We start from the raw sequence: 22748 nt of genomic DNA on the forward strand, positions 1-22748 counted from the left end.
GCGTTCCCTCGAATCTGCATAGCCTGATTTGAGAGCGTCCCAGACGGCGCCGGAGCCCACCATGAAAACCCTGCACCCGGTCGCGCGCCTCGCCGACCTGCGCGAAGACCGTGGCACCGCGGTCAAGATCGAAGACATCGAAATCCTGCTACTGCGCGTCGGCGACCAGGTGCGGGCCTTCCAGGCCCACTGTCCCCATGCCGGCGCCCCGCTGGCCGAGGGCGCCGTCTGCCAGGGGCGACTGGTCTGTCCCTGGCACAAGGCGAGCTTTGCCGTCGACGATGGCGGCCTGTGCGAACCGCCGGCACTGGACGCCCTGCAGTGCTATCCGGTCGAGGTGCATGAGGACGAGGTGCTGGTGGGCAGCGAGCCACTGCCGGTACAGGCGGCCGAAACCCAACGCGACGAGCGCCTGCTCGTCGTCGTGGGCGCGGGCGCCGCAGGCACGGCCGCCGCCGCTGCCCTGCGTGAGTTCGGTTACGGCGGGCGCCTCTTGTTGATCGGCCACGAACCGGGGGAGCCCTATGATCGGACCGCCCTGTCCAAATTCGTCCTCCAGGGCGACAAGGCCCCCGACGAAGCGCCGCCGCTGCGCGAGGCCGACTTCTTCCGCCAGCAGCGCATCGAACGCCTGCACGCCGAGGTAATCCGCCTGGATCCCCAGACCCGCCAGCTGGAACTCGCCAACGGACAGACCCTGACCTACGACGGCTGTGTTCTCGCCACCGGTGGTGAACCCAGGCCGCTTGACGTTCCCGGCGCCGACCTCAAGGGCATCCAACTGTTGCGGACCCGCGCTGACGCGGCCGCCATCCTGGCCGACTTGCCCGCCGAGGGCCGCGCGGTGATCGTCGGTGCCAGCTTCATCGGCCTGGAAGCCGCCTCCGCCTTGCGCAAGCAGGGCCTGGCGGTGGACGTGGTCTCCCCCGCCTCCCTACCCTTCGTCAAGCAGATGGGCGAGACCCTGAGCCAGCACTTCAAGACCCTGCACGAGGCCAATGGCGTCATCTTCCACGCGCCCAGCGAGGTGATCGGCTTCGAAGGCGAGGGTCAGGTCCGCCAGGTCAGGCTCAAGGACGGTACCCGCCTACCCGCCGACCTAGTACTGGTGGGTACCGGTATCGCCCCGGCGACTGCCTTCCTCGTCAACCTGCCCCTGGCCGACGACGGCAGCGTCCCGGTCGACGGCCAGCTCAGGGCCGCCGAGGGTCTCTACGCCGTCGGCGATCTGGCCACCTTCCCCTATGCCGGTCAGCCGACCCGGATCGAGCACTGGCGCTTGGCCCAGCAACACGGCCGCCTGGCGGCACGCAACCTGCTCGGCCACGCCGAAACTTACGCGGACGTGCCGTTCTTCTGGACCCTGCATCACGGCAAGCGTTACGAGTACCTCGGCCATCCGCGCCAGTGGGATGACATGCACCTCGACGGCAGCCTGGGTGATCAGACCTTCGTCGCCCTGTTGCTGGCCGAGGATCTGGTAGTGGGTGTAGTCGCCTGCCAACGAGAGCGTGCCACCGCGGTGCTGAGCCAGCTCATGCGGCAGCCTCTGCCGCGGGCTCGCGCCTTGGAGATTCTGGCCGGGTCTTGATCCAACCAGGACGCGCTCGGGTGACCGGGCACGTCCTCATTGGACGGATAGCCAGCTTTTGGGCGCTCAGTTCTTGCCATTGAACATGTCGGCGAACATCTGCTTGTGGGCGGCGTAGTAATCGGCCACGACCTTGTCGGCGGAGCTTTCCCGGGCCTGCAGCATCAGCTGCTGCAGGTCGCCGTCCGGCAGGTGGTAATGGGCGAAGAAGGTGGCGATCTTCGGATACTCGGCCGGAAAGTCCTTGCGTGCGATGGCGTGAATCTGTTCCGCCGTACCGAAGACGCCCTTGGGATCGTCGAGATAGCGCAGCTTCCACTTGGAAAACATCCAGTGCGGACTCCAGGCATTGATCACCGACCACTTGCCGCGTTTCAGATTGCGATCCATCTCGGTGAGCATGCCGACTTCGGACGACGCGACGATCTTGTAGCCCTTGAGCTGGTAGACGTCGAAGGCCTTCTCGGTGAGCTTGTACTGGCCATTGCCCACTTCCGAAGAAAGGATCTTGCCATCGAGCTTGGCCCGCACCTCAGGCTTCTTCAGATCCTCGACGCTGGAGAGTTCGCTCTTGGGAATGGAGTCCGGCACCGCCATGCCCAGCTTGCCCTCGTAGAGCACGCCCAGGTCGGTGAGCTTGTCCTTGTGCTTGTCGACGAACACCGCATGGGTGGTGGGCAGCCAGACCATGGGAATGAGATCGATGCTGCCATTGGCCATGGCCTGGAACTGGATGCCGATGTCGGCCTGCACCATCTTCACCGGCAGCTTGAGTTGGTCTTCGATGGCAATCTGGGCGAGCTTCGCGGTGATTTCCGCGTCCGACCAGTTGACCCAGCCGATGCGGACCGGCCCCTGGGCAGCGTGAATGCCCTGGCTGGCGATCGTCAGGCCCAGCACGGCGACCAGACCCAGGACCTTGCGCTTCATGTTCTGTACGACATTCATCAGCTCTATCTCCGGCGTTTGTAGTGTTGTTGTTGCTGGCAGTCTCAAGTCGAAGAACGCATTGTTGTTAGGGTTGAAGGGCCTGTGCCTGCACGGCCGCGCCGCTGCAGGGAGGGCTTGCTACAGCGCCTGTTCGAGGGCCGGCAGGGCTTCGAACAGATCGGCTACCAGGGTGTAGTCGGCGACCTGGGTGATGGGCGCCTCGCCATCCTGGTTGATGGCGACGATGACCTTGGAGCCGCTCATGCCCGCCAGATGCTGGATGGCGCCACTGATGCCCACGGCCAGATAGAGGTCGGGCGCGACATGCTTGCCGGTCTGGCCCACCTGCAGATCGTTACCCGCAAAGCCGGCATCCACCGCGGCACGGGAGGCTCCGACAGCGCCGCCCAGTCGATCGGCGACCCGCTCGACCAGGGCGAAATTCTCCCGACTGCCCAGGCCACGCCCACCGGACACCACCACGCGCGCACTGCCCAACTCGGGCCGTGCGCTGGTGCTTAGCACCTCGCTGACGAGACGACTCGCGGCCGGTGCCAGCGCCTCCTCCAGCCGCACGATCGGGCAAGACGTCGCGCATCGCTCAGCCTCGGCGAAAGCGGACGCGCGCACGGTCAGGACTCGCACCTCATCGAGGGATTCGACGCAGGCGATGGCATTGCCGGCATAGATCGGTCGGCGGAACACCGTCGGACTGTCGATGGCGATGACCTCGGTAATCATCCCGACATCCAGCAAGGCAGCCACGCGCGGCAGGACGCTGCGACCCTGGGTGCTCGCCTCGGCCAGCACATGCCCAGGATGGCGTCCTGCCAGCCTGGCGATCAGCTCGGCCTGGACTTCGGGCGCGCATGACTCGGCGGTCTCGGCCAGCAGCACCCGCTCCACCCCAGCGAAGGTTGCAGCCTGCTCCGCTGCGGCGGCGGCGCCCGGCCCGATCAACAGTAGCTCGATCGGCTGCGCCAGCTCCCTGGCCGCCATGATGACGTTTGCCGTGGCGGCCTTGAGCTGACCCTGGTGGTGTTCGGCGATGATCAAGGTGGACATCAGAGCACTCCTGCACGCTGTTTGAGGTGACTGACCAGCTCGTCGACGGACTGGACCTGGATGCCCGCCGTACGCTGGATCGGGGGCTGCACGCCCAGTAGTCGGGTATGCGTTCTGGTCGCGACGCCCAGGGTCGTACCGTCAAGCACCTCCAGGGGCTTTTTCTTGGCCTTCATGATCGCCGGCAGCGAGGCATAGCGGGGCTCGTTGAGCCGCAGATCGCAGGTGACGACGGCGGGCGAACGCAGCGCGACGGTCTGGCGCCCGCCATCGATCTCGCGCTCGACGATCCACTCGCCCGCCGCATGGCTCAGGGCCGAGGCGCAGGTGGCCTGGGGCAGACCGACGAGCTGCGCCAGCATCTGGCCCGTCTGGCTGTTCTCCTGGTCGATGGCCTGCTTGCCGAACAGCACAAGGTCCGGGCGCTCGCGCTCGACCACCCGGGCCAGCGCCTTGGCCACGTTGAGCGGTTCCAGGGGGCCTGGCAGCTCCACCAGCAGCGCTCGGTCGGCCCCCAGGGCCAAGGCCGTGCGCAACTGCTCCTGCGCCGCACTGCTGCCGACCGTCACCACCACGACCTCCTGGGCGACGCCCCTTTCCTTCAGGCGGACGGCCTCCTCCACGGCGATTTCGCAAAAGGGATTCAGTGCCATCTTGATGCCGGTCAGTTCGACGTCGGAACCGTCGGCCTTCACGCGAACCTTGATGTTCGGATCGATAGCGCGCTTCACCGCAACGAGCACTTTCATCGTCTCTCCTGGGGCTATTGAGGCCATGACAACCACCGGCAATGGCCCAATCCTAGCCAGAGCCCATCACCTTCGGCAAGAGAAATGTACACGACAGATTTATTTGTTGACACTCCTGTACATTGAATCCAGATTGAGCGAAAACACGCCTGATGTCGTTCGCCCGGAGAGCCCGAGATGTCCACCGATCCGCTCCTGCAGCCGTACCAGCTCAAGCACCTGACCCTGCGCAATCGCATCATCACCACTTCCCATGAGCCGGCCTATCCCGAGGACGGCATGCCCAAGGCGCTGTACCGGGCCTACCATGTCGAACGCGCCAAGGCCGGGGTCGCCCTGACCATGACGGCCGGTTCGGCGGCCGTCTCCCGCGACAGCCCGCCGGTGTTCAACAACGTGCTGGCCTGGAAGGACGAGGTGGTGGGCTGGCTGCGGGACCTGACGGACGAATGCCACGAGCATGGCGCCGCGGTGATGATCCAGCTCACCCACCTGGGCCGGCGCACCCGCTGGGACAAGGCCGACTGGCTGCCGGTGGTCTCGCCCTCACATGAGCGCGAACCGGCGCACCGGGCCTTTCCCAAGCAGATCGAAGACTGGGATATCGAGCGCATCGTCAAGGACTACGTCGACGCCGCCGAGCGCATGAAGTACGCCGGCCTCGACGGTCTGGAGCTGCAGGCCTACGGCCATCTGATGGACCAGTTCTGGTCGCCGCTGACCAACACCCTGGACGGCCCCTATGGCGGCTCGCTGGAAAACCGCATGCGCTTCACCTTCGAGATCCTGCGCGGCATTCGCCAGCGTTGCGGCGAGGACTTCCTGGTGGGCATCCGCTACACCGGCGACGAGACGTTGCCAGGCGGTATCGATGCCAACGAAGGCATGACCATCTCCCAGTTGCTCAAGGACAGTGGCCTGGTGGACTTCCTCAACGTGATCCGTGGCCATATCGAGACCGATGCGGGCCTTACCGATGTGATCCCGATCCAGGGCATGCGCAACTCGCCGCACCTGGATTTCGCCGGCGAGATCCGTTCGGCCACCGGCTTTCCGACCTTCCATGCGGCGAAGATTCCCGATGTCGCCACCGCGCGCCACGCCATCGCTTCCGGCAAGGTCGACATGATCGGCATGACCCGGGCGCACATGACCGATCCGCACATCGTGCGCAAGATCATCGAGAAGCGCGAAGAAGAGATCCGCCCCTGCGTTGGCGCCAACTACTGCCTGGATCGCATCTATCAGGGCGGGGCGGCCTATTGCATCCACAATGCCGCCACCGGTCGCGAGACCACCATGCCCCACGACATCCCCAGGACGGCGGTGCCGCGCAAGGTCGTGATCGTCGGCACCGGTCCGGCGGGGCTGGAAGCCGCCCGGGTAGCCGGCGAACGCGGGCACCGCGTCAAGGTGTTCGAAGCGGCCGATCGGCCGGGTGGCCAGATCCGCCTGACCGCCCAGAACGAAAGGCGGCGCGAGATGATCAGCATCATCGACTGGCGCATGGCCCAGTGCGAACGCCTGGGCGTGGAGTTCGCCTTCAACACCTGGGTCGAAGCCGATACGGTGTTGGCCGAAGAACCCGACGTGGTGATCGTCGCCACCGGCGGCCTGCCCCACACCGAGATCCTCAGCCAGGGCAACGACCTCACCGTCTCGACCTGGGACATCATCTCCGGCGACGTCAAACCCGGGCGCCAGGTGCTGATCTTCGACGACGCCGGCGATCATGCTGCCCTGCAGGCCGCCGAGGTCATCGCCAGGAGCGGCGCCCAGGTGGAGATCGTCACCCCCGACCGGGCCTTTTCCGCCGAAGTCATGGCGATGAATCTGGTGCCCTACATGAGGACGCTGCAGGACCTCGACGTGACCTTCACGGTGACCTATCGCGTCGACCGGGTCGAGCGGCGCGATGGCAGGCTGGTCGCTACCTTCAAGAGCGACTACGGTCCGGTCCACAAGGAACGCATAGTCGATCAGGTGGTGGTGAACCACGGGACGGTGCCGCTGGACGATCTCTATTTCGAGCTAAGGCCGCAGTCGAAGAACGATGGCGCCGTGGAGCACCAGGACCTGATCGCCGGCAAGCCGCAGAACATCGTCACCAACCCGGCCGGGCGTTTCCAGCTGTTCCGCATCGGCGATGCCGTGGCCGCCCGCAATACCCATGCGGCGATCTACGATGCGCTGCGACTGATGAAGGACCTGTAGTGCCGCTGCACGCCCTTCCCCGCCTCCGGATAGGGGGCCAGGGCGTGAGGACCGCCGCCCTAGTATTCGTCGGTTGTCGGCGCCTGCCGGAAGGTCTCGCTGAGCGGTACGAAGACTCCAGGCTCGGTCTCGGCATAGCCGAACTTGCCGAAGAAGCGGTCGAGCTCGCGTTGGGCAGGCCGCTCGCCGGTAAAGATGCTGGTGTAGTGCGGAATACGCCGGAAGCGCTCGGTCAGTCCCTCGTCGGTCTTCATGGAGATATAGCCAATCTGCGTCAGGTACAGCGTGCGCGCCCGGGTGTCGGCCGCATCGGCGTCGTAGCCGAAGCGCCGGAACATGGTGGACAGCGCCGCCATGCGCGTGCGGTCGGCAGCGGCGATGGCCGCTGCAACCTCTTCGGACTGCAACGCCCAGCTGCGTACCGCGAACTCGAACTGGGAGTCGAACAGCGTGTTGTCCAACCAGCATTCGAAGACGTTGAGGATCGCCTCGGCGATGCTCTCCGCGTAGCTTTCGCACTGGCGGATCAGGTTGCCGGTATTCTTGTCGCGCCAGCGTTCGAGCAGCGCCGCCAGCAATTGCTCCCGATCCTCGAAAAACCAGTAGAAACTGGTGCGTGACAGCTTCAACCGCTTGGCGAGCGGCATCACCTTGACCCCGTCGATGCCGGACTCCTTCAAGGCCTCGTAGGCCGCCTCCAGCCAGCCATCGGCCGAACCCCGCCAGCCACTGTCCGCGTCCTTGTCCCGCGCCTTGCTCTGTCGCGCCATCGACCTCTCATCCCGTGCAATACTGTCCGGCAACTGTACAGCACCGCGCTTTTTCTGTGCACGAAGGTGAGTCCTGGCTTCTCGACGGTCATGGCCGTGTGAATCCGGGGCTGAAGACATGACCCTGGCGACCGCTCGCCCTCTGCTCAGGCTGGCTCCCATGCAGCGCTCCGAATCCATGCGCCGTTCCAAGGGCTATCGCCGGCTCATTCCGTCCATGAACGCCCTGCTGGTGTTCGAAGCCGCCGCTCGCCTCGGCAGCTTCACCGTCGCCGCCCAGGAACTCGGCGTTACCCAGGCCGCCGTGAGCAAGCAGATCCGCTTTCTCGAAGAATTGCTGGATACCCGCCTGTTCCACCGCCTGCACAGGGCCATCCAGCTCACCCCCGAGGGCAGTGCGCTGTTTCTGGTCATGGGTGATTCGCTGCAACGCATTGCGGCAACCTTCGACAAGATCCTCGATGGCCAGGCCGAGCACGAGATCGTCCTGGCCTGCACCAGCGCCTTCTCCCACCTGCGGGTCATGCCCCGCCTGCCGGCCCTGCAGGCACTGCTGCCCGATCTCCGGCTGCGGCTGGTCCCGCCGCTGCATCGCGAGGCCGACCTGGCCATCCGCTACGGCAATGGCAGCTGGGATGACGGGACGGCTACCCTGCTGTTCGACGAAGAGGTCTTTCCGGTCTGCGCACCCGAATGGCTGGCGAGCCATGCCGCACCGCACTCCATCGCGGACCTCTACCAGAGTCCGCTCATCGACTCGGATGCGACACTGGAAGGCTGGATGACCTGGAGCACCTGGTTCCGCGCCCTGGACCATACGCCACCGCGGCTGCGCATCGGCCTGCGCTGCACCCACTATGCCGATACCATCCGGGCGGCTACTCAGGGCCTGGGGATCGCCCTGGGCTGGAGTCGCCTGGTCGCCCCCCTGCTGGCCGACGGCCACCTGATTCGGGTGACGGATTTCATCGTCAAGCCACGCGACGCCTATTACCTGGTGACACCCCATGGCCGCCAGTCGGTGGCCAGCGATCTGCTGCTGGCCTGGCTGCAGGAGGAGCCAATCGCCCGCGAACCGCTCTAGGCCTGGCTTCCCTGGCATAACCCTGGCTCATGCCAGCGTAACAATAAAGCGCGTTGACCCCTTTCGGGGGCACTTCGATACTGCGGCCACACATCCCGGTAAACGTCTCCCTTGAGGTGCCCCATGGACAATGCCCCTGCCAAGAGCCATCGCGACCTGCTCGCCCAGCGCCAGCCGGGCCATGGTCTTCCTGGTGAGCTGTATGGCCGACAGGATGTCTTCGCGACCGACCTCGAGGTCTTCTACACCCGGCACTGGATCGTGGTCGGCGTCACTGCGGACATTCCCGAGCCGGGCGACGTCTCCACCCTGGATATCGGCAAGGCCTCGATCATCCTGGTACGCGACGACGACGAGAACATCCGGGCGTTTCGTAACGTCTGCAGGCATCGCGGCGCGCGGCTCAAGGAAGCGGGCAAATCCACCGTGGGCATGCTGGTCTGCCCCTATCACCAATGGACCTACGACCTCGACGGCCAACTGAAACATGCCGCGCACATGGGCAAGGACTTCGACGCCAGCTGTCGCAGTCTCATACCGGTGGCCGTACGGATAGTGGGTGCCCATATCCTGGTCTGCCTGAGTGACGAGTCGCCCCAGGACATCGACGCCCTCGCCACCGAGATGGCACCACGCTTCGCCCCCTATGCCCTGCAGTACAGCAAGATCGCCTACGAGAGCGAGATCATCGAGAACGGCAACTGGAAGCTGGTTATCGAGAACAACCGCGAGTGCTATCACTGCGCCGCCGGTCACCCCGAGTTGAACGCCTCCTTCCTGCCGGAAGACTTCGGTGTCTGTACCGACGGCATGAGTCCGGAATCGCTCCAGGCCCTGGCGGCCTATCAGGCGAAGAACGCCCAGGCCCGTCAGAGCTGGGAAGACCAAGGCCACCTCTGTGCCGCCGTCGAACACCTGGAAGAGGACAGCATCACCCAGTTCCGCTCGCAGCGCCTGGTCATCGCCAATCATGGCGAATCCCAGACCCTGACCACCCAGGTGGCCTGCACCCGCTTGCTGGGCGACCTGACGCGCCGCGACCTGGGCGATGTGCATTTCTGGACCCACAATTCCTGGACCCACGTCATGAGCGATCACGCCGTGGTGTCCTACATCATCCCGCTCGGACCGGACCAGACCCTGGTCAGGACCAAATGGCTGGTTCATGCCGATGCCGTGGAGGGTGTCGACTACGACCTCCAGACCCTGACCGAGGTCTGGCAGGCGACCAACCTGCAGGACGCCGGACTTGTCGCCATCACCCATCGCGGCACCCAGGATCCCGCCTATGTGCCCGGCCCCTTCTCGACCTTCACCGAGACCTACGTCGAGCAGTTCACCCGCTGGTACGCTGCCCGCCTCGCGGCCCACGGAGTGTGAGGAATACCATGACGACCCTCACCGCCTTCGCCTCCCTGCAAGACAGCCGGCTCAGCGACGTCCAGACCTGGTCGGCGTTCGGCACGTCCTGGAGCAGTGCCGAACAGAAGATCCTCGAATGCTGCGCCATCCAGGTCGAGACCGACGACGTCAAGACCTTCGTCTTCCGCTGCCCCGATTTCGCAGCCCTCGCCTTCGAGCCCGGACAGTTCATCACCCTGTCGCTGACCCTCGACGGCCTGAGTCTCTCGCGGTGCTACACCCTGTCCTCCACGCCGACCCGCCCCTTCAACTTTGCCATCACCGTCAAGCGTGTGCCCGGCGGGCCGGTGTCGAACTGGCTGCACGATCACCTGCAGGTCGGCAGTCGCCTGCTGGCCGCCGGTCCGGCAGGTATCTTCACCCCGGTTGGGCATCCCCAGCGCAAACTGCTCTATCTGTCCGCCGGCTCGGGCGTCACGCCGCTGATGGCCATGACTCGCGCCGCCTTCGACCTGGGTGGCGACCCGGACCTCGCCTTCGTCCACAGTGCCCGTACCCCCCAGGACATCATCTTTCGCGCCGAACTGGCACAGCTGCAGGCCGCGCGACGGCACCTCAAGGTTTTCGCCATCTGTGAGGCGTCCGGCGCCGAAACGGACTGGCAGGGCCCGCTCGGCCGCCTTGATCTCGCCCTGCTGGAGCGACTGGTGCCGGACTTTCGCGAGCGCGAGGTCTTTACCTGCGGCCCCCAGGGCTATATGGACGCCGTCCAGCGCACCCTGCGCGAAGGAGGGTTCGATCTCTCCCACTATCATCAGGAAAGCTTCGCCATCGGCAGCCCGACGGCCCCTGTCGATGCCGCGCCGGCCACGGTCGGCGAAACCCTTTTCACCGTCACCCTGGCCCGCTCGGGAAAGGTATTCAAGATGGCAGGCGACCAGACCGTGCTCAGCGCTGCCAAGCGTGCCGGGGCCATCGTGCCTTCCTCCTGTGGCCAGGGTCTGTGTGGCACCTGCAAGACGGCCCTGCTCGAAGGCCAGGTGGAGATGCAGCACACCGGCGGCATTCGCCAGCGTGAGATAGATCGCGGGCTACGACTCCTGTGCTGCAGCAAACCCACCTCCGATCTGGTGCTCGACCTCTAGCGGTCGTCAGGCATCGCCAACGCGCCTGCATCGGTACTCTTCAGCAGCACGAGCCAGACGTCATCCCGGTATCCGACCGCCATGTGACTGCGCGCTATCGGCACCCAGCGCAGTTGCCTGCCAGATGCGCTGGGTGCTGAACTGACGATTGCTTCCAGCGTTTGGCTTCCGCGTAGAACTCCTGCGCGCCTGGACACCTCTCAACGTAAACGGCCAGGCCTGTGATCGACAGCGATCCAGCCAAAGGCCTTGAGAGAGCCTGAGCCCCCATGAGTGACCACATGCCCACTGCGCCTCGCCCCTATCGCATCGGCCTGATCGCCGACACCCACGGCCTGATGCGCCCCCAGGCACTGGAGGCCCTGGCCGGCAGCGATTTCATCCTGCACGCTGGCGACATCGGCAAGCCGGAGATCCTCGACGCCCTGCGCGAGCTGGCACCTCTGGCCGTGGTCAGGGGCAACAACGACGACGTGCCCTGGGCCGATGACATCCCAGAGCGCGTCACCCTGACCCTGGCCGGGGTCGACGTCCATATGCTGCACATCCTGCCGGAGCTCGACCTGGAGACCGCCGGCGCTGCGGTGCGCGTGGTGGTCAGCGGGCACTCGCACAAGCCGCTGATCGAAACGCGTGATGGCGTACTCTACGTCAACCCCGGCAGCGCCGGCCCACGGCGCTTTCGGCTGCCGATCAGCGTCGGCCGCCTGACCCTGGACGCCGGCCGGATCCAGGCCGAGATCCTGGAACTCACTCCCTGAAGGAACCCCGATGAGCATCGACTACTACTCCTACGAACCCGCCCAGGGCCATGGGCTGCCCCACGATCCCTTCAACGCCATCGTCGCGCCGCGCCCCATTGGCTGGATCTCGTCGCAAAGCGAAGCCGGCATCCTCAACCTGGCGCCCTACAGCTTCTTCAACGCCTTCAACTACAAGCCGCCGCTGATCGGCTTTTCCAGCCAGGGCTACAAGGACAGCGTGGCCAATATCGAGCGCACCGGTGAATTCGTCTGGAATCTGGCCACCCGCGAACTGGCCGAGGAGATGAACGCCAGCAGCGCCATGGTAGGTCCGGAGGTGGACGAATTCGCCCTGGCCGGCCTGGAGCCTGCCCCCTCGACGATCGTCAAGGTGCCACGGGTCGCCCGGGCCCAGGTGGCCTTCGAATGCAAGCTGAGCCAGATCGTACGGCTCAAGACCGCTGCCGGTGACGACTTGGACCAGTGGCTGGTGCTGGGCGAGGTGGTGGCGGCCCATATCGACCAGCGCCTGCTCAAGGACGGCATCTACCAGACTGCCGCGGCTCGTCCCATCGTCCGTGGCGGTGGTCCGGCTGACTACTTCGAGATCACCGAATCGGCGCTGTTCCGCATGCGTCGCCCCGACTGATCGACTTGCGCTGGAAGGCAAAACGGCGCCCTTGGGCGCCGTTGTTGTTTTCGCGAGGGCTAACCCGCCGCGCTAACGCGGAAATTCAGGCGCGGGAAATGCACCTGGATGGCCCCCAGCTGCTCAGCGTGGCGACGGATCACCAGGGCTTCGCTATCGGCATGGACCAGCTCACCCACCACGGGATCCACGCCATAGTCGGTCGCCGCCACGCTTACCCGCTCGCCCCAGGCAAAGCCCTCCACGGCCAGCGCCTGGTCACGCGGCAAGGCCACCGGCTCCGCCGTCCTGGCGATCTCCAGCGCCTCGGCGGCGCCGAGATCCTCGTGGGTACCGTGGCCGAAACCCAGCACCCGGGCGAACCAGGCGGCGATCTCGGGGCGCTCGTCGATCAGGGGCGCCAGCTGCGCCGTGCTCTTGAGGAACCAGAAGTTGTGAGCCAGGGCGATGTCGGCTACCGAGGGCGCGCCGAAGAGGAATTCGCCCTGGCTGCGCTGCAGCTGCGTCTCCAGCCGCGACAACAGGGTCGGCAACTGCTGCCGGGCCTGCTCGGGCGTCAGCCGGCTCAGGCTGCCGCCGCTGAACAGCGCCTTGCGGTCATCCAGAAAGGCCTGGGCCTGCTCCGGCGGCAGGCTGGCCAGGCGCGGGCCCATGATCTCCGGCTGGAACATCAGCGCCACGGCGTGCTGGAACAGCACCGAGTCCGCCCAGCCGGCAAAGGCGGCCACGACCGCCTCCTGGCCTTCCGGGAACAGCGCCGGCACGGCCTTTTCCGCCTCCAGGCGGCGAGCGATCAGGGTCGTGTCGCAATAGACGTCCGCACCCACCTGCAGCACCGGCGTCCTGCGATAGCCACCGGTGAGGGCCACCAGCTCAGGCTTGGGCAGCATCCGCGGAATGATCACCGAAAGCCAGGCCAGCCCCTTGAAGCCCAGCAGCAGGCGCGCCTTCTCGGCGAAGGGCGATTGCCAGTAGTGATGCAGAATCAGCTCGGACATGACAGCACTCCTGAATCAGCCGTGGGCCGCGGGCCGGACAGGGCCAGCACCAGGGATTCCTTGGCTCGTTTGGGTAGCTTCTTGATCTGGATCTCGCGGCGCAAGGCGGCCGACTTGTCGGCGCAGGCTTCGACATAGACCAGCGCCTGGGCCGGGCTGGAAGCAAAGAAGCGGGCACCACGGCCACTGCGGTGCTGGGCGAAGCGGCGCTCGGGATCATCGCTGATGCCGCAATAGAGCGCCTGGTTCTCGGCGCGCACCAGGTAGACATACCAAGTGCGCGCGGGGTGCTGGGGGATGTCGCTCACCGTCAGGCGAACCACTCCCGGGCGGTACGCCAGACGCACACGCCAACGAAGTAGATGCCGCTGGCGAACCAGAGCACCATCAGCCACAGCGGCTTGTCGGGGTGCAGGAACACCATCATGGCGCTGCTGAGCAGCCAGATGGAGGTAATGGTGATGTTCACCGCCATCAGCTGACGGACGCGGAAGGGGTGCAGGAACTTGACCCGGGTCAGGGTCAGGGCGGCCAGTACCAGCACCACCGCCATGCTGAACCAGGGCGCCAGGTCCAGCACGTAGAAATACAGCGCCACCACGTTCCAGGCCGCAGGAAAGCCGATGAAATAGTTGTCGGCGCTCTTCATGTTCACATTGCAGAAACAGAACAGTGACGACAATAGAATGATGCCCACCGCCACCAGTTCGAAGTGCGGCGGCAAGGGTACGAAGCGATAGATGAAGATCGCTGGAATGAAGACATAGGTCAGGTAATCGACCACCAGGTCCAGCGCGGAACCATCGAAATGGGGCAGGACCCGCTTGACCTCGAATTTGCGGGCCAGGGTGCCGTCGAGACCATCGACGAGCAGCGCGATGCCGAGCCACATCAGGCAACCCTTGGGTTGACCGTCGACCAGAGCGAGCAGCGCCAGAAGCGCGAGGATCACACCACTGGAGGTCACCGCATGGGCGCCCCAGGCCTTGGCTTTTGTCAGCATGAGCGGATGGGAAATGGAGTTCACGGGCGTCTCTCTATGATGACGGCTTCGACTGCCCGGCGCACCGCTCGTTCTAGCGATGCGCTGCGAAATCGACAATGAAGCCGGTGAACGGCAAGGCGGACCTTGACCGCCGACCCCGGAAACCGGGCGCCAAACATCGAGGATACCGCGCCTTGAGGTCCTTTGCCCGCCTTCCCGCCGAACGCCCGTGATTGGGTTCGCAGGACGACCGGGGCGGATGGGTGTCCACCCCGGTCGCGTCTCAGTGCAGGATCTGCCCGAGGAACAGGCGCGTACGCTCATTCTGCGGGTTGTCGAAGAACTGGTCTGGAGCGGCCTGCTCGACGATTTCGCCCTTGTCCATGAAGATCACCCGGTTGGCCACGGTGCGGGCGAAGCCCATCTCGTGGGTCACGCAGAGCATGGTCATGCCGTCCTGGGCCAGACCGATCATGGTGTCCAGCACCTCCTTCACCATCTCCGGGTCGAGCGCCGAGGTCGGCTCATCGAACAGCATGATGCGCGGCTGCATGCACAGCGCCCGGGCGATGGCCACGCGCTGCTGCTGGCCACCGGACAGCTGGCCCGGAAACTTGTGGGCCTGCTCGGGAATGCGCACCCGCTGCAGGTAGTGCATGGCGATCTCTTCGGCCTGCTTCTTCGGCAGCTTGCGTACCCACATGGGCGCCAGGGTGCAGTTCTGCAGCACGGTCAGGTGCGGGAAGAGGTTGAAGTGCTGGAACACCATGCCGACTTCGCTGCGAATGGTCTCGATCTGCTTGAGATCGTTGGTCAGCTCGGTGCCGTCGACGATGATCTGGCCCTTCTGGTGCTCTTCCAGGCGATTGATGCAGCGGATGGTGGTGGACTTGCCCGAGCCGGACGGTCCGCACAGCACGATGCGCTCGCCCTGGGTCACGGTCAGGTTGATGTCCTTGAGCACGTGGAACTGGCCGTACCACTTGTTCACGTCCTTGAGCTGGATCATGACCTTGCTGCTGTCGACCGGCTGCTTGTTGCTTACGTTCATCTATTGACTCCTAACGCTTGTGGCCGGTGTTCAGCTTGCGCTCCAGACGGGCGGAGTAGCTGGACATGGCGAAACAGAAAATCCAGAAGACCAGGGCGGCGAACACATAGCCTTCGGTGGACAGACCAGGCCAGGCCGGGTCGGAGGTGGCGCGCTTGATGCTGTTGAGCAGATCGAACAGGCCGATGATGACCACCAGGCTCGAATCCTTGAACAGCGCGATGAAGGTGTTGACGATGCCCGGGATCACCAGCTTGAGCGCCTGCGGCAGGATCACCAGACCGGTGGTCCGCCAGTAGCCCAGGCCCATGGCCGCGGCGGCTTCGTACTGGCCCTTGGGAATGGCCTGCATGCCACCCCGCACCACCTCGGCGATATAGGCCGCCTCGAAGATGATCACCATGACGATGGCGCGCAACAGCTTGTCGAGGTTCATGCCATCGGGCAGGAACAGCGGCAGCATCACCGACGACAGGAACAGCACCGTGATCAGGGGGATACCCCGCCAGAACTCGATCATGGTCACGCAGATGACCTTGATCGCCGGCAGCTTGGAGCGCCGTCCCAGGGCCAGCAGAATGCCCAGCGGCAAGGCGCCGACGATGCCTACGGCGGCGATCACCACGGTCAGCATCAGGCCACCCCATTCGGTGGTGGGCACAACGCGCAGACCGAAACCGCCATACAGCAGCCAGAAGGCCACCAGCGGATAGATCACCAGCAGGGCCAGACCGTAGCGAGCCTTGTGCTTGAAACTGTCGAGGAACAGCGGGATGGCGCCGATTACGGCGATCACCACGGTCAGATCCACACGCCAGCGCTGATCGCCGGGGTAGAAGCCGTACATGAACTGCCCGAAGCGCTCCTTGATGAACACCCAGCAGGCGCCGCCCGGGGCGCAATCGGCACGGGTGCTGCCGCTCCAGGTGGCATTGATGAAGGCCCAGTTCACCACCGGCGGTACGATCAGCCAGACGATGTAGAGACCGAACAGCGTCAGCAGGGTATTGCCGATGCTGGAAAACAGATTGCCCCGAATCCAGGCCAGGGCACCGACGCTGGAAGGCGGCGGCGGCAGGTCCGGTTTGAAGGTATGGGTCTGGTTACTCATACGCGCTCCTTAACGCTCGATCAGCGCGATGCGCTTGTTGTACCAGTTCATCAGGATGCTGATGCTGATGCTGATGGCCAGGTAGACGCTCATGGTGATGGCCATGGTCTCGATGGCCTGGCCGGTCTGGTTCAGGACGGTGCCGGCGAACAGCGCCACCATCTCCGGATAGCCCACCGCGGCGCCCAGCGAGGAGTTCTTCATCAGGTTCAGATACTGGTTGGTCAGTGGCGGAATGATCACCCGCAAGGCCTGGGGAATGATCACCAGCCGCAAGGTCAGGCCCGGACGCAGCCCCAGGGAGCTGGCCGCCTCGGTCTGACCGTGGCTGACCGCCTGGATACCACCGCGCACCGTCTCGCCGATGAAGGCCGCGGTATAGACCGACAGGGCCAATGCCAGGGAGACCAGCTCGGGGATGATCACCCAGCCGCCGCGCAGGTTGAAGCCCTGCAATTCCGGCACTTCCCAGTGCAACGGCCTGCCGAAGACCAGGGCCGCCAGCAGCGGGATCCCGATCAGCAGCGCCAGCACGGTCCACAGCACCGGAAAGCGCTGGCCGGTGGCATGCCGCCGTTTGCGCGCCCAGCGCACCACCACCACGCTGGCGACGATGGCGATCAGCAGCGCGATCAGACCGGGTAAAAAGCCGGCATCGGCGATCGGCGCCGGCATGTACAGGCCGCGGTTGTTGACGAAGAAGGCATCGCCCAGGGTCAGGCTCTGGCGCGGACCCGGCAGCGGCGCGAGCACGGCGAAATAGACGAAGAAGATCAGCAGCAGCGGCGGAATGTTGCGGAAGGTCTCGATATAGACCGTGGCGACCTTGCGCAGCAGCCAGTTGTTCGACAACCGCGCCACACCCACGCTGAAGCCGATGATGGTCGCCAGGAAGATCCCGATGACCGACACCAGCAGGGTGTTGAGCAGACCGACCAGGAAGACGCGCCCGTAGGTATCGCCTTCGCTGTACGGAATCAGGTGCTGGGGAATGCCGAAGCCGGCGGTGTTGTTGAGAAAGCCGAAGCCGGAGGTGATGCCCCGGTTGGCGAGGTTGGTCTGGGTGTTGTCGAACAGGAACCAGCCGAAGGCCACCACGGCGACCACGGCCACGATCTGGAACAGCCAGGAGCGTACCTGCGGGTCGGTGAGCAGCGACCCACGGACCGGTGCGGACGGTTTGCTAACGTTTTGCATCTACTTGGAGCCTCATTAAATTCTCGCCCCACAGCGCGGGTAGCGCTGCAGGGCGAGAATCTGCACATCCGGAAGGTGTTCGGCGACTAAGGCGCCGAGATCAACGGACCGGCGGGGCGTACTGCAGACCGCCTGCATTCCACAGGGCGTTGAGGCCACGCTTGATCTTCAGGTCGCTGCCCATGCCGACGTTGCGCTCGAAGACTTCGCCGTAGTTGCCCACCTGCTTGACGATCTTCACCGCCCAGTCCTTCGGCAGCTTCAGATCCTTACCGAATTCGCCATCGGCGCCGAGCAGACGACGCACGTCAGGGTTCTTGGAGTCCTTGGCCTGGGCTTCGACGTTGGCGGAGGTCAGACCCAGCTCTTCGGCGTTGACCATGGCGAACAGCGACCACTTGACCACGGTCAGCCAGTCTTCGTCGCCACGCCGCACGGCCGGTGCCAGCGGCTCCTTGGAGATCACCTCGGGCAGCACGACGTAGTCGTCGGGCTTGGACAGCTTGTTGCGCTGGGCGTACAGCTGCGACTGGTCGGAGGTCAGGACGTCGCAACGACCGGCTTCCAGCGACTTGGCGCTCTCGTCCGAGGTGCTGTAGGTGATGGGGGTGAACTTCATGCCGTTGGAACGGAAGTAGTCGGCCAGGTTGAGTTCGGTGGTGGTACCGGCCTGGATGCACACGGTGGCGCCGTCCAGTTCCTTGGCGCTCTTCACACCCAGCTTATTGCTCACCAGGAAGCCCTGGCCGTCATAGTAGGTGACGCCGGCGAAGATCAGACCCATGCCGCCATCGCGGGAGCTGGTCCAGGTGGTGTTGCGCGACAGCACGTCGATCTCGCCGGATTGCAGCGCGGTGAAACGCTCCTTGGCGGTCAGGGGAGTGAAGCGAACCTTGGTGGAGTCACCGAAGACTGCAGCGGCCACGGCGCGGCAGACGTCGACGTCAATGCCCTTGTAGTCACCCTTGGAGTCGGTGAAGGAGAAGCCCGGCAGGCCATCGCTGACGCCGCATTGCACGAAACCTTTGTTCTTCACCGCATCCAGGGTAGCGCCTGCGTGAGCCATGCCGGACAGGCCAAGAGCAGCGGCGGTGGTCAGAATTGCCAGGGTAGACTTCACCATCTTCATCGATAAGCTCCACTTTGTTTATGAATTACGTTCCAGTTGCACGGCAGCACGATGTCTCTCGCCTGATTGCCGTGGAACCCGCCCACCCGATCCCTGGGCGTCCTTCATCAAGGGAAGAAGGAGACGCACTGGAAGGCATGACGAAGCAGTGAGTCAGTGTTACCTGTTAGTGCACTACCTGGCCGCAGCCTAGATGAGGCAATTTGCGGACCAGTGAATGCGACAGAAGCTCACTTGGCTCAAACCCGGCAATCGCGAGACTTCGAGCAAAAAGCCGGACGAATAAATTACGAAAATGCGACACGCATTTTGTGCACCATCTGTTACCACACCCATTTTTAGTGGCACCAAACTGGAGCAAAGCCTTGGAAAATTCGCCTCTTGTGCTGGAATCGCCCAGCGGAACCGCCGATAGCTGCGTCATTTGGTTGCATGGCCTGGGAGCCACCCAGCATGACTTCGAACCCGTTGCCGAATTGTTGCAGCGCACCCTGACCACAACCCGCTTCGTCCTGCCTCAGGCACCGACCCAGGCGGTCACCATCAATGGTGGCTGGGCCATGCCCTCCTGGTACGACATCCTGGCCATGAATCCGGCCCGGGCCATCGACCGCGCTCAGCTGGATGCATCGGCCGCCACGGTGCAGGCGCTGATCGAGACCCAGCAGGCCCAGGGCATTCCTGCCGAACGCATCGTGCTGGCCGGCTTCTCCCAGGGGGGCGCCGTGGTTCTGCATACCGCCTACAACACCGCCTGCCCCACCCTGGGTGGCGTCATGGCGCTATCGACCTATGCGCCCAGCTTCGAAGACGCCCAGGTCAACCGCGGTGGTGCCACCCCGGTGCTGTGCCTGCATGGCGACCAGGATGACGTGGTACCCCTGGCCCTAGGGCGCGCTGCCTACGAGGCGCTGGTGGCCGCCGGCGTGGAAGCGCTCTGGCACAGCTATCCCATGCGCCACGAGGTCATTCCCGCGGAAATCCAGGATATTCAGGGCTGGCTGCTGGCACGTCTCGGCGGAAAATAAAGACCGAATCGCCGAGCCGTTGCGTTTTTGGAAACCGGTCGACAGTTTGCGGAATCCGGGCACGAATGGAGGCCCGGACAGGGCCAAGCGAACGAACTTTGAGGTACCCATCCGGTCCAGTAGGGGTGCCTGAAGGTCGTGATGTGCATGGAGCAGCTATGGCCCGAGTTTTCCTTTCAGCCCCCGGGGTGATCCTTTGATGGCTGCCCCCTTGTCGGCCTGGCTGGCCGAAGTACCGGTCGCTTCCCTGAAGGACCTGCGCCTGTTCAAGGGCGTGGAGACCTACCTGCTGGAAGCCCTGATCGCCCGCTCGGCCACCCGTAGCCTGGTCGCCGGTGAGTGCCTGCTCTCGCCCGCCATGATCAACCAGTACATGTACCTCATCCTGGAAGGTCGCCTGCGAGTCCACCTGGGCTCGCCGGAAAATCCGCCCATCTATCTGCTCGGCCCAGGCGAATGCTCGGGCGAGATCAGCTTCATGGACAACGAGCGGCCCAGCGCCCACGTCATCGCCGAAGCCGACACCCAGGTGCTTTGCCTGCATCGCGACCTGGTGCTGGAGCTGATCGAGCGTTCTTCCAAGGCCATGCACAACCTGCTCGGCATCCTCTGTGAGCGGATGCGCCGTGGCAACCAGCTCATCGTCGACACCGAACGCAACGCCAATGTCGATACGCTGACCGGCCTGTTCAATCGGCGGCGCCTCGAGCAGCTGTTCGAGCGCGAGAGCACCCGTTGCGCCTTCAATCGGCAGCCCCTGAGCCTGCTGATGCTGGATGTCGATCACTTCAAGCGCTACAACGACACCCATGGTCATCTGGCGGGCGACTATGCCCTGTGCCTGGTCGCCAATACCCTGCGCGACCAGTTGAGACCCAAGGACAGCATGGCGCGCTATGGTGGCGAGGAGTTCGTCATCCTATTGCCGGAAATTGATCGCGACGAGGCGATCGCCATTGCCGAGCGCCTGCGCCAGAGCCTGGCGGAGATCAAGGATTTCTATTCGCCCTGCGGCAAGCTACCGGGCGTCACCGTGTCGATTGGCCTGGCGCAGATGCGCAAGGCCGATTCCCTGGACGAACTGGTCGGGCGCGCGGATAAGTCGCTCTATCAGGCCAAGGATGCCGGGCGCAATCGGATCAGCGGCTAAGCGGATTGCGCTTGCGTTCGGCAGGTAGTTGTTGCCGGGCACGTCGGTTGCTTTACACTGCGGTCTCATTCCGCTTTCGATGATCGAGACCCTCCGTGCTCAAGGCACTCAAAAAATTTCTGGGCAAGGATCAAGAGGTCGCTCAGCCGACCCCCTCCCCTGCGCCCCAAGCTACCCCCAGCGCCGCTCCTGAAGCCCCCTCCTCTCCTGACCCGATCGCGCCCGAGCCCCAGGCCGAGCGTGCGCCGCGCAAACCGCGCACCCCAGGCGAAACCCGCAGCCAGGAATCCCGCCCCCAGGAGCCACGCGCCCAGGTGGAAAAATCCGCCAAGCCACGTCGCGAACGCAGCCCGCGCAAGCCCAAGCCGATCGACACCTGGAAACTGGAAGACTTCGCGGTCGAGCCCCAGGAAGGCAAGACGCGCTTCCACGACTTCAAGCTGGATCCGCGGCTGATGCACGGCATCCACGATCTGGGTTTTCCCTACTGCACGCCGATCCAGGCACAGGTGCTGGGTTTCACCCTCAAGGGCAAGGACGCCATCGGCCGCGCCCAGACCGGCACAGGCAAGACCGCGGCCTTCCTGATCTCGACGATCACTCAGCTGTTGACCACCCCGCCGCCCAAGGAAAGGTACATGGGCGAGCCGCGGGCGCTGATCATCGCGCCGACCCGCGAGTTGGTAGTGCAGATCGCCAACGACGCCCTGGATCTGGCCAAGTACACCGGGCTCAACGTCATGAGCTTTGTCGGCGGCATGGACTTCGACAAGCAGCTCAAGCAGCTCGAAGCACGCTATTGCGACATCCTGGTCGCCACCCCCGGCCGTCTGCTGGACTTCAACCAGCGCGGTGAGGTGCACCTGGACATGGTCGAGGTGATGGTGCTGGACGAGGCCGACCGCATGCTGGACATGGGCTTCATCCCCCAGGTCCGCCAGATCATCCGCCAGACGCCGCCCAAGAGCGAACGCCAGACCCTGCTGTTCTCCGCCACCTTTACCGACGACGTGATGAACCTGGCGCGGCAGTGGACCACCGATCCGGCCATCGTCGAGATCGAGCCGGAAAACGTGGCCAGCGACACCGTCGAGCAGCACGTCTATGCCGTGTCCTCCAGCGACAAGTATCGCCTGCTCTACAACCTGGTCGCCCAGAACAACTGGGAGCGGGTGATGGTGTTCGCCAACCGTCGCGACGAGGTGCGCCGCATCGAAGAACGCCTGACCAAGGACGGCATCAGCGCCGCCCAGATGTCCGGCGATGTGCCCCAGCACAAGCGCATCAAGACCCTGGAAGGCTTCCGCGCCGGCAAGATCCGCGTGCTGGTGGCCACCGACGTGGCCGGTCGCGGCATTCACGTCGACGGCATCAGCCACGTGATCAACTTCACCCTGCCGGAAGACCCGGACGACTACGTGCACCGCATCGGTCGTACCGGTCGCGCCGGCGCCAGCGGTACCTCCATCAGCTTCGCCGGTGAGGACGACGCCTTCGCCCTGCCGCCCATCGAAACCCTGCTGGGGCGCAAGATCGGTTGCGAGATGCCGCCAGCCGAGTTGCTCAAGCCGGTCCCGCGGCAGCGTTGAGTAGCGCTGCCCCACCACGGCTCCTACGGGCCGCGGTAGGTTGGGCTGAGCGCAGCGAAGCCCAACATTGCCTCGAGGGCCGCCACTGTTGGGCTTCGACGATGGAACCGTCTCAACCCAACCTACGGTCTATCATGGTCATGACTGCGATAAGCCAGTCGCTCCTACAAGATAGGTCCTAGAGTGGATGACGGCGCAGCCTCATCCA

Annotated in this window: 21 protein-coding genes; 10 read left to right on the plus strand and 11 right to left on the minus strand. The window is 64.6% G+C overall.

Features of this window, described 5'->3' with window-relative positions; genetic code table 11:
• Positions 1-61: 61 nt before the first annotated feature.
• A complete protein-coding gene (locus tag BMZ43_RS12445) occupies positions 62-1591 on the plus strand; it encodes an FAD-dependent oxidoreductase (RefSeq protein ID WP_093254017.1) in 1530 nt (509 codons plus the stop codon).
• Between the two features lie 66 nt (positions 1592-1657).
• Here the strand turns inward: BMZ43_RS12445 and BMZ43_RS12450 are convergent, their stop codons facing one another.
• The 3 genes from BMZ43_RS12450 to BMZ43_RS12460 form a co-directional block, all read right to left on the minus strand.
• A complete protein-coding gene (locus tag BMZ43_RS12450) occupies positions 1658-2539 on the minus strand; it encodes a glycine betaine ABC transporter substrate-binding protein (RefSeq protein ID WP_093254023.1) in 882 nt (293 codons plus the stop codon).
• Between the two features lie 120 nt (positions 2540-2659).
• Entirely contained in the window at positions 2660-3586 is a 927-nt protein-coding gene (locus tag BMZ43_RS12455; protein ID WP_093254028.1) for an electron transfer flavoprotein subunit alpha/FixB family protein, read from the minus strand.
• Entirely contained in the window at positions 3586-4335 is a 750-nt protein-coding gene (locus BMZ43_RS12460; RefSeq protein ID WP_093254032.1) for an electron transfer flavoprotein subunit beta/FixA family protein, read from the minus strand. Before BMZ43_RS12460 ends, BMZ43_RS12455 begins: the two co-directional genes overlap by 1 nt.
• Positions 4336-4512: 177 nt before the next feature.
• Between BMZ43_RS12460 and BMZ43_RS12465 the strand changes: the two genes are divergently transcribed.
• Positions 4513-6549 (plus strand): NADH:flavin oxidoreductase, encoded by a 2037-nt coding sequence (locus tag BMZ43_RS12465; protein ID WP_093254035.1) that lies wholly within the window; start codon positions 4513-4515, stop codon positions 6547-6549.
• A 59-nt stretch (positions 6550-6608) separates the two neighbouring features.
• Here BMZ43_RS12465 and BMZ43_RS12470 read toward each other — a convergent pair whose 3' ends face one another.
• Positions 6609-7319 (minus strand): TetR/AcrR family transcriptional regulator, encoded by a 711-nt coding sequence (locus BMZ43_RS12470; RefSeq protein WP_017639142.1) that lies wholly within the window; start codon positions 7317-7319, stop codon positions 6609-6611.
• Positions 7320-7479: 160 nt separating this feature from the next.
• Here BMZ43_RS12470 and BMZ43_RS12475 point away from each other — a divergent pair, with 160 nt between their 5' ends.
• From BMZ43_RS12475 to BMZ43_RS12495, 5 genes are all read left to right on the plus strand, one after another.
• Positions 7480-8403 (plus strand): LysR substrate-binding domain-containing protein, encoded by a 924-nt coding sequence (locus BMZ43_RS12475; protein ID WP_093254039.1) that lies wholly within the window; start codon positions 7480-7482, stop codon positions 8401-8403.
• A 123-nt stretch (positions 8404-8526) separates the two neighbouring features.
• Positions 8527-9783 (plus strand): aromatic ring-hydroxylating oxygenase subunit alpha, encoded by a 1257-nt coding sequence (locus tag BMZ43_RS12480; RefSeq protein ID WP_017639140.1) that lies wholly within the window; start codon positions 8527-8529, stop codon positions 9781-9783.
• 8 nt (positions 9784-9791) lie between these two features.
• Positions 9792-10910: an FAD-binding oxidoreductase gene (locus BMZ43_RS12485; RefSeq protein WP_017639139.1), complete on the plus strand. Its 1119-nt coding sequence runs from the start codon at positions 9792-9794 to the stop codon at positions 10908-10910.
• Positions 10911-11191: 281 nt separating this feature from the next.
• A complete protein-coding gene (locus BMZ43_RS12490; protein ID WP_093254041.1) occupies positions 11192-11671 on the plus strand; it encodes a metallophosphoesterase family protein in 480 nt (159 codons plus the stop codon).
• 10 nt (positions 11672-11681) lie between these two features.
• A complete protein-coding gene (locus BMZ43_RS12495) occupies positions 11682-12302 on the plus strand; it encodes a flavin reductase family protein (RefSeq protein ID WP_093254043.1) in 621 nt (206 codons plus the stop codon).
• Between the two features lie 59 nt (positions 12303-12361).
• Here the strand turns inward: BMZ43_RS12495 and BMZ43_RS12500 are convergent, their stop codons facing one another.
• The 7 genes from BMZ43_RS12500 to BMZ43_RS12530 form a co-directional block, all read right to left on the minus strand.
• Complete coding sequence (locus BMZ43_RS12500; RefSeq protein ID WP_093254045.1) at positions 12362-13300, minus strand: glutathione S-transferase family protein; 939 nt, start codon at positions 13298-13300, stop codon at positions 12362-12364.
• Entirely contained in the window at positions 13288-13599 is a 312-nt protein-coding gene (locus tag BMZ43_RS12505) for a GIY-YIG nuclease family protein (RefSeq protein WP_093254390.1), read from the minus strand. Before BMZ43_RS12505 ends, BMZ43_RS12500 begins: the two co-directional genes overlap by 13 nt.
• A gap of 11 nt (positions 13600-13610) precedes the next feature.
• Positions 13611-14303, minus strand: a complete 693-nt coding sequence (pcsA, locus tag BMZ43_RS12510) for a phosphatidylcholine synthase (RefSeq protein ID WP_093254393.1) — start codon at positions 14301-14303, stop codon at positions 13611-13613.
• Between the two features lie 265 nt (positions 14304-14568).
• Positions 14569-15336, minus strand: a complete 768-nt coding sequence (locus BMZ43_RS12515) for an amino acid ABC transporter ATP-binding protein (protein WP_017639134.1) — start codon at positions 15334-15336, stop codon at positions 14569-14571.
• A gap of 10 nt (positions 15337-15346) precedes the next feature.
• On the minus strand, positions 15347-16447 hold the full coding sequence (locus BMZ43_RS12520; RefSeq protein ID WP_017639133.1) for an amino acid ABC transporter permease: 1101 nt from the start codon (positions 16445-16447) through the stop codon (positions 15347-15349).
• A gap of 9 nt (positions 16448-16456) precedes the next feature.
• Entirely contained in the window at positions 16457-17644 is a 1188-nt protein-coding gene (locus BMZ43_RS12525; RefSeq protein ID WP_017639132.1) for an amino acid ABC transporter permease, read from the minus strand.
• Between the two features lie 100 nt (positions 17645-17744).
• Complete coding sequence (locus BMZ43_RS12530) at positions 17745-18773, minus strand: amino acid ABC transporter substrate-binding protein (protein WP_017639131.1); 1029 nt, start codon at positions 18771-18773, stop codon at positions 17745-17747.
• Between the two features lie 383 nt (positions 18774-19156).
• Here BMZ43_RS12530 and BMZ43_RS12535 point away from each other — a divergent pair, with 383 nt between their 5' ends.
• From BMZ43_RS12535 to rhlB, 3 genes are all read left to right on the plus strand, one after another.
• The gene (locus tag BMZ43_RS12535) at positions 19157-19801 is read left to right on the plus strand and encodes an alpha/beta hydrolase (protein ID WP_017639130.1); all 645 of its coding nucleotides are present in this window, start codon (positions 19157-19159) and stop codon (positions 19799-19801) included.
• Positions 19802-20000: 199 nt separating this feature from the next.
• Positions 20001-20951, plus strand: coding sequence for a GGDEF domain-containing protein (locus BMZ43_RS12540; RefSeq protein WP_068382978.1), 951 nt, complete (start codon positions 20001-20003; stop codon positions 20949-20951).
• A gap of 95 nt (positions 20952-21046) precedes the next feature.
• On the plus strand, positions 21047-22540 hold the full coding sequence (gene rhlB, locus BMZ43_RS12545; RefSeq protein ID WP_093254048.1) for an ATP-dependent RNA helicase RhlB: 1494 nt from the start codon (positions 21047-21049) through the stop codon (positions 22538-22540).
• The last annotated feature ends 208 nt before the right edge of the window (positions 22541-22748 follow it).

Source organism: Pseudomonas sp. Snoq117.2, from assembly GCF_900110545.1.
In the GTDB taxonomy this organism is placed as follows: Bacteria; Pseudomonadota; Gammaproteobacteria; order Pseudomonadales; family Pseudomonadaceae; genus Chryseomonas; species Chryseomonas benzopyrenica.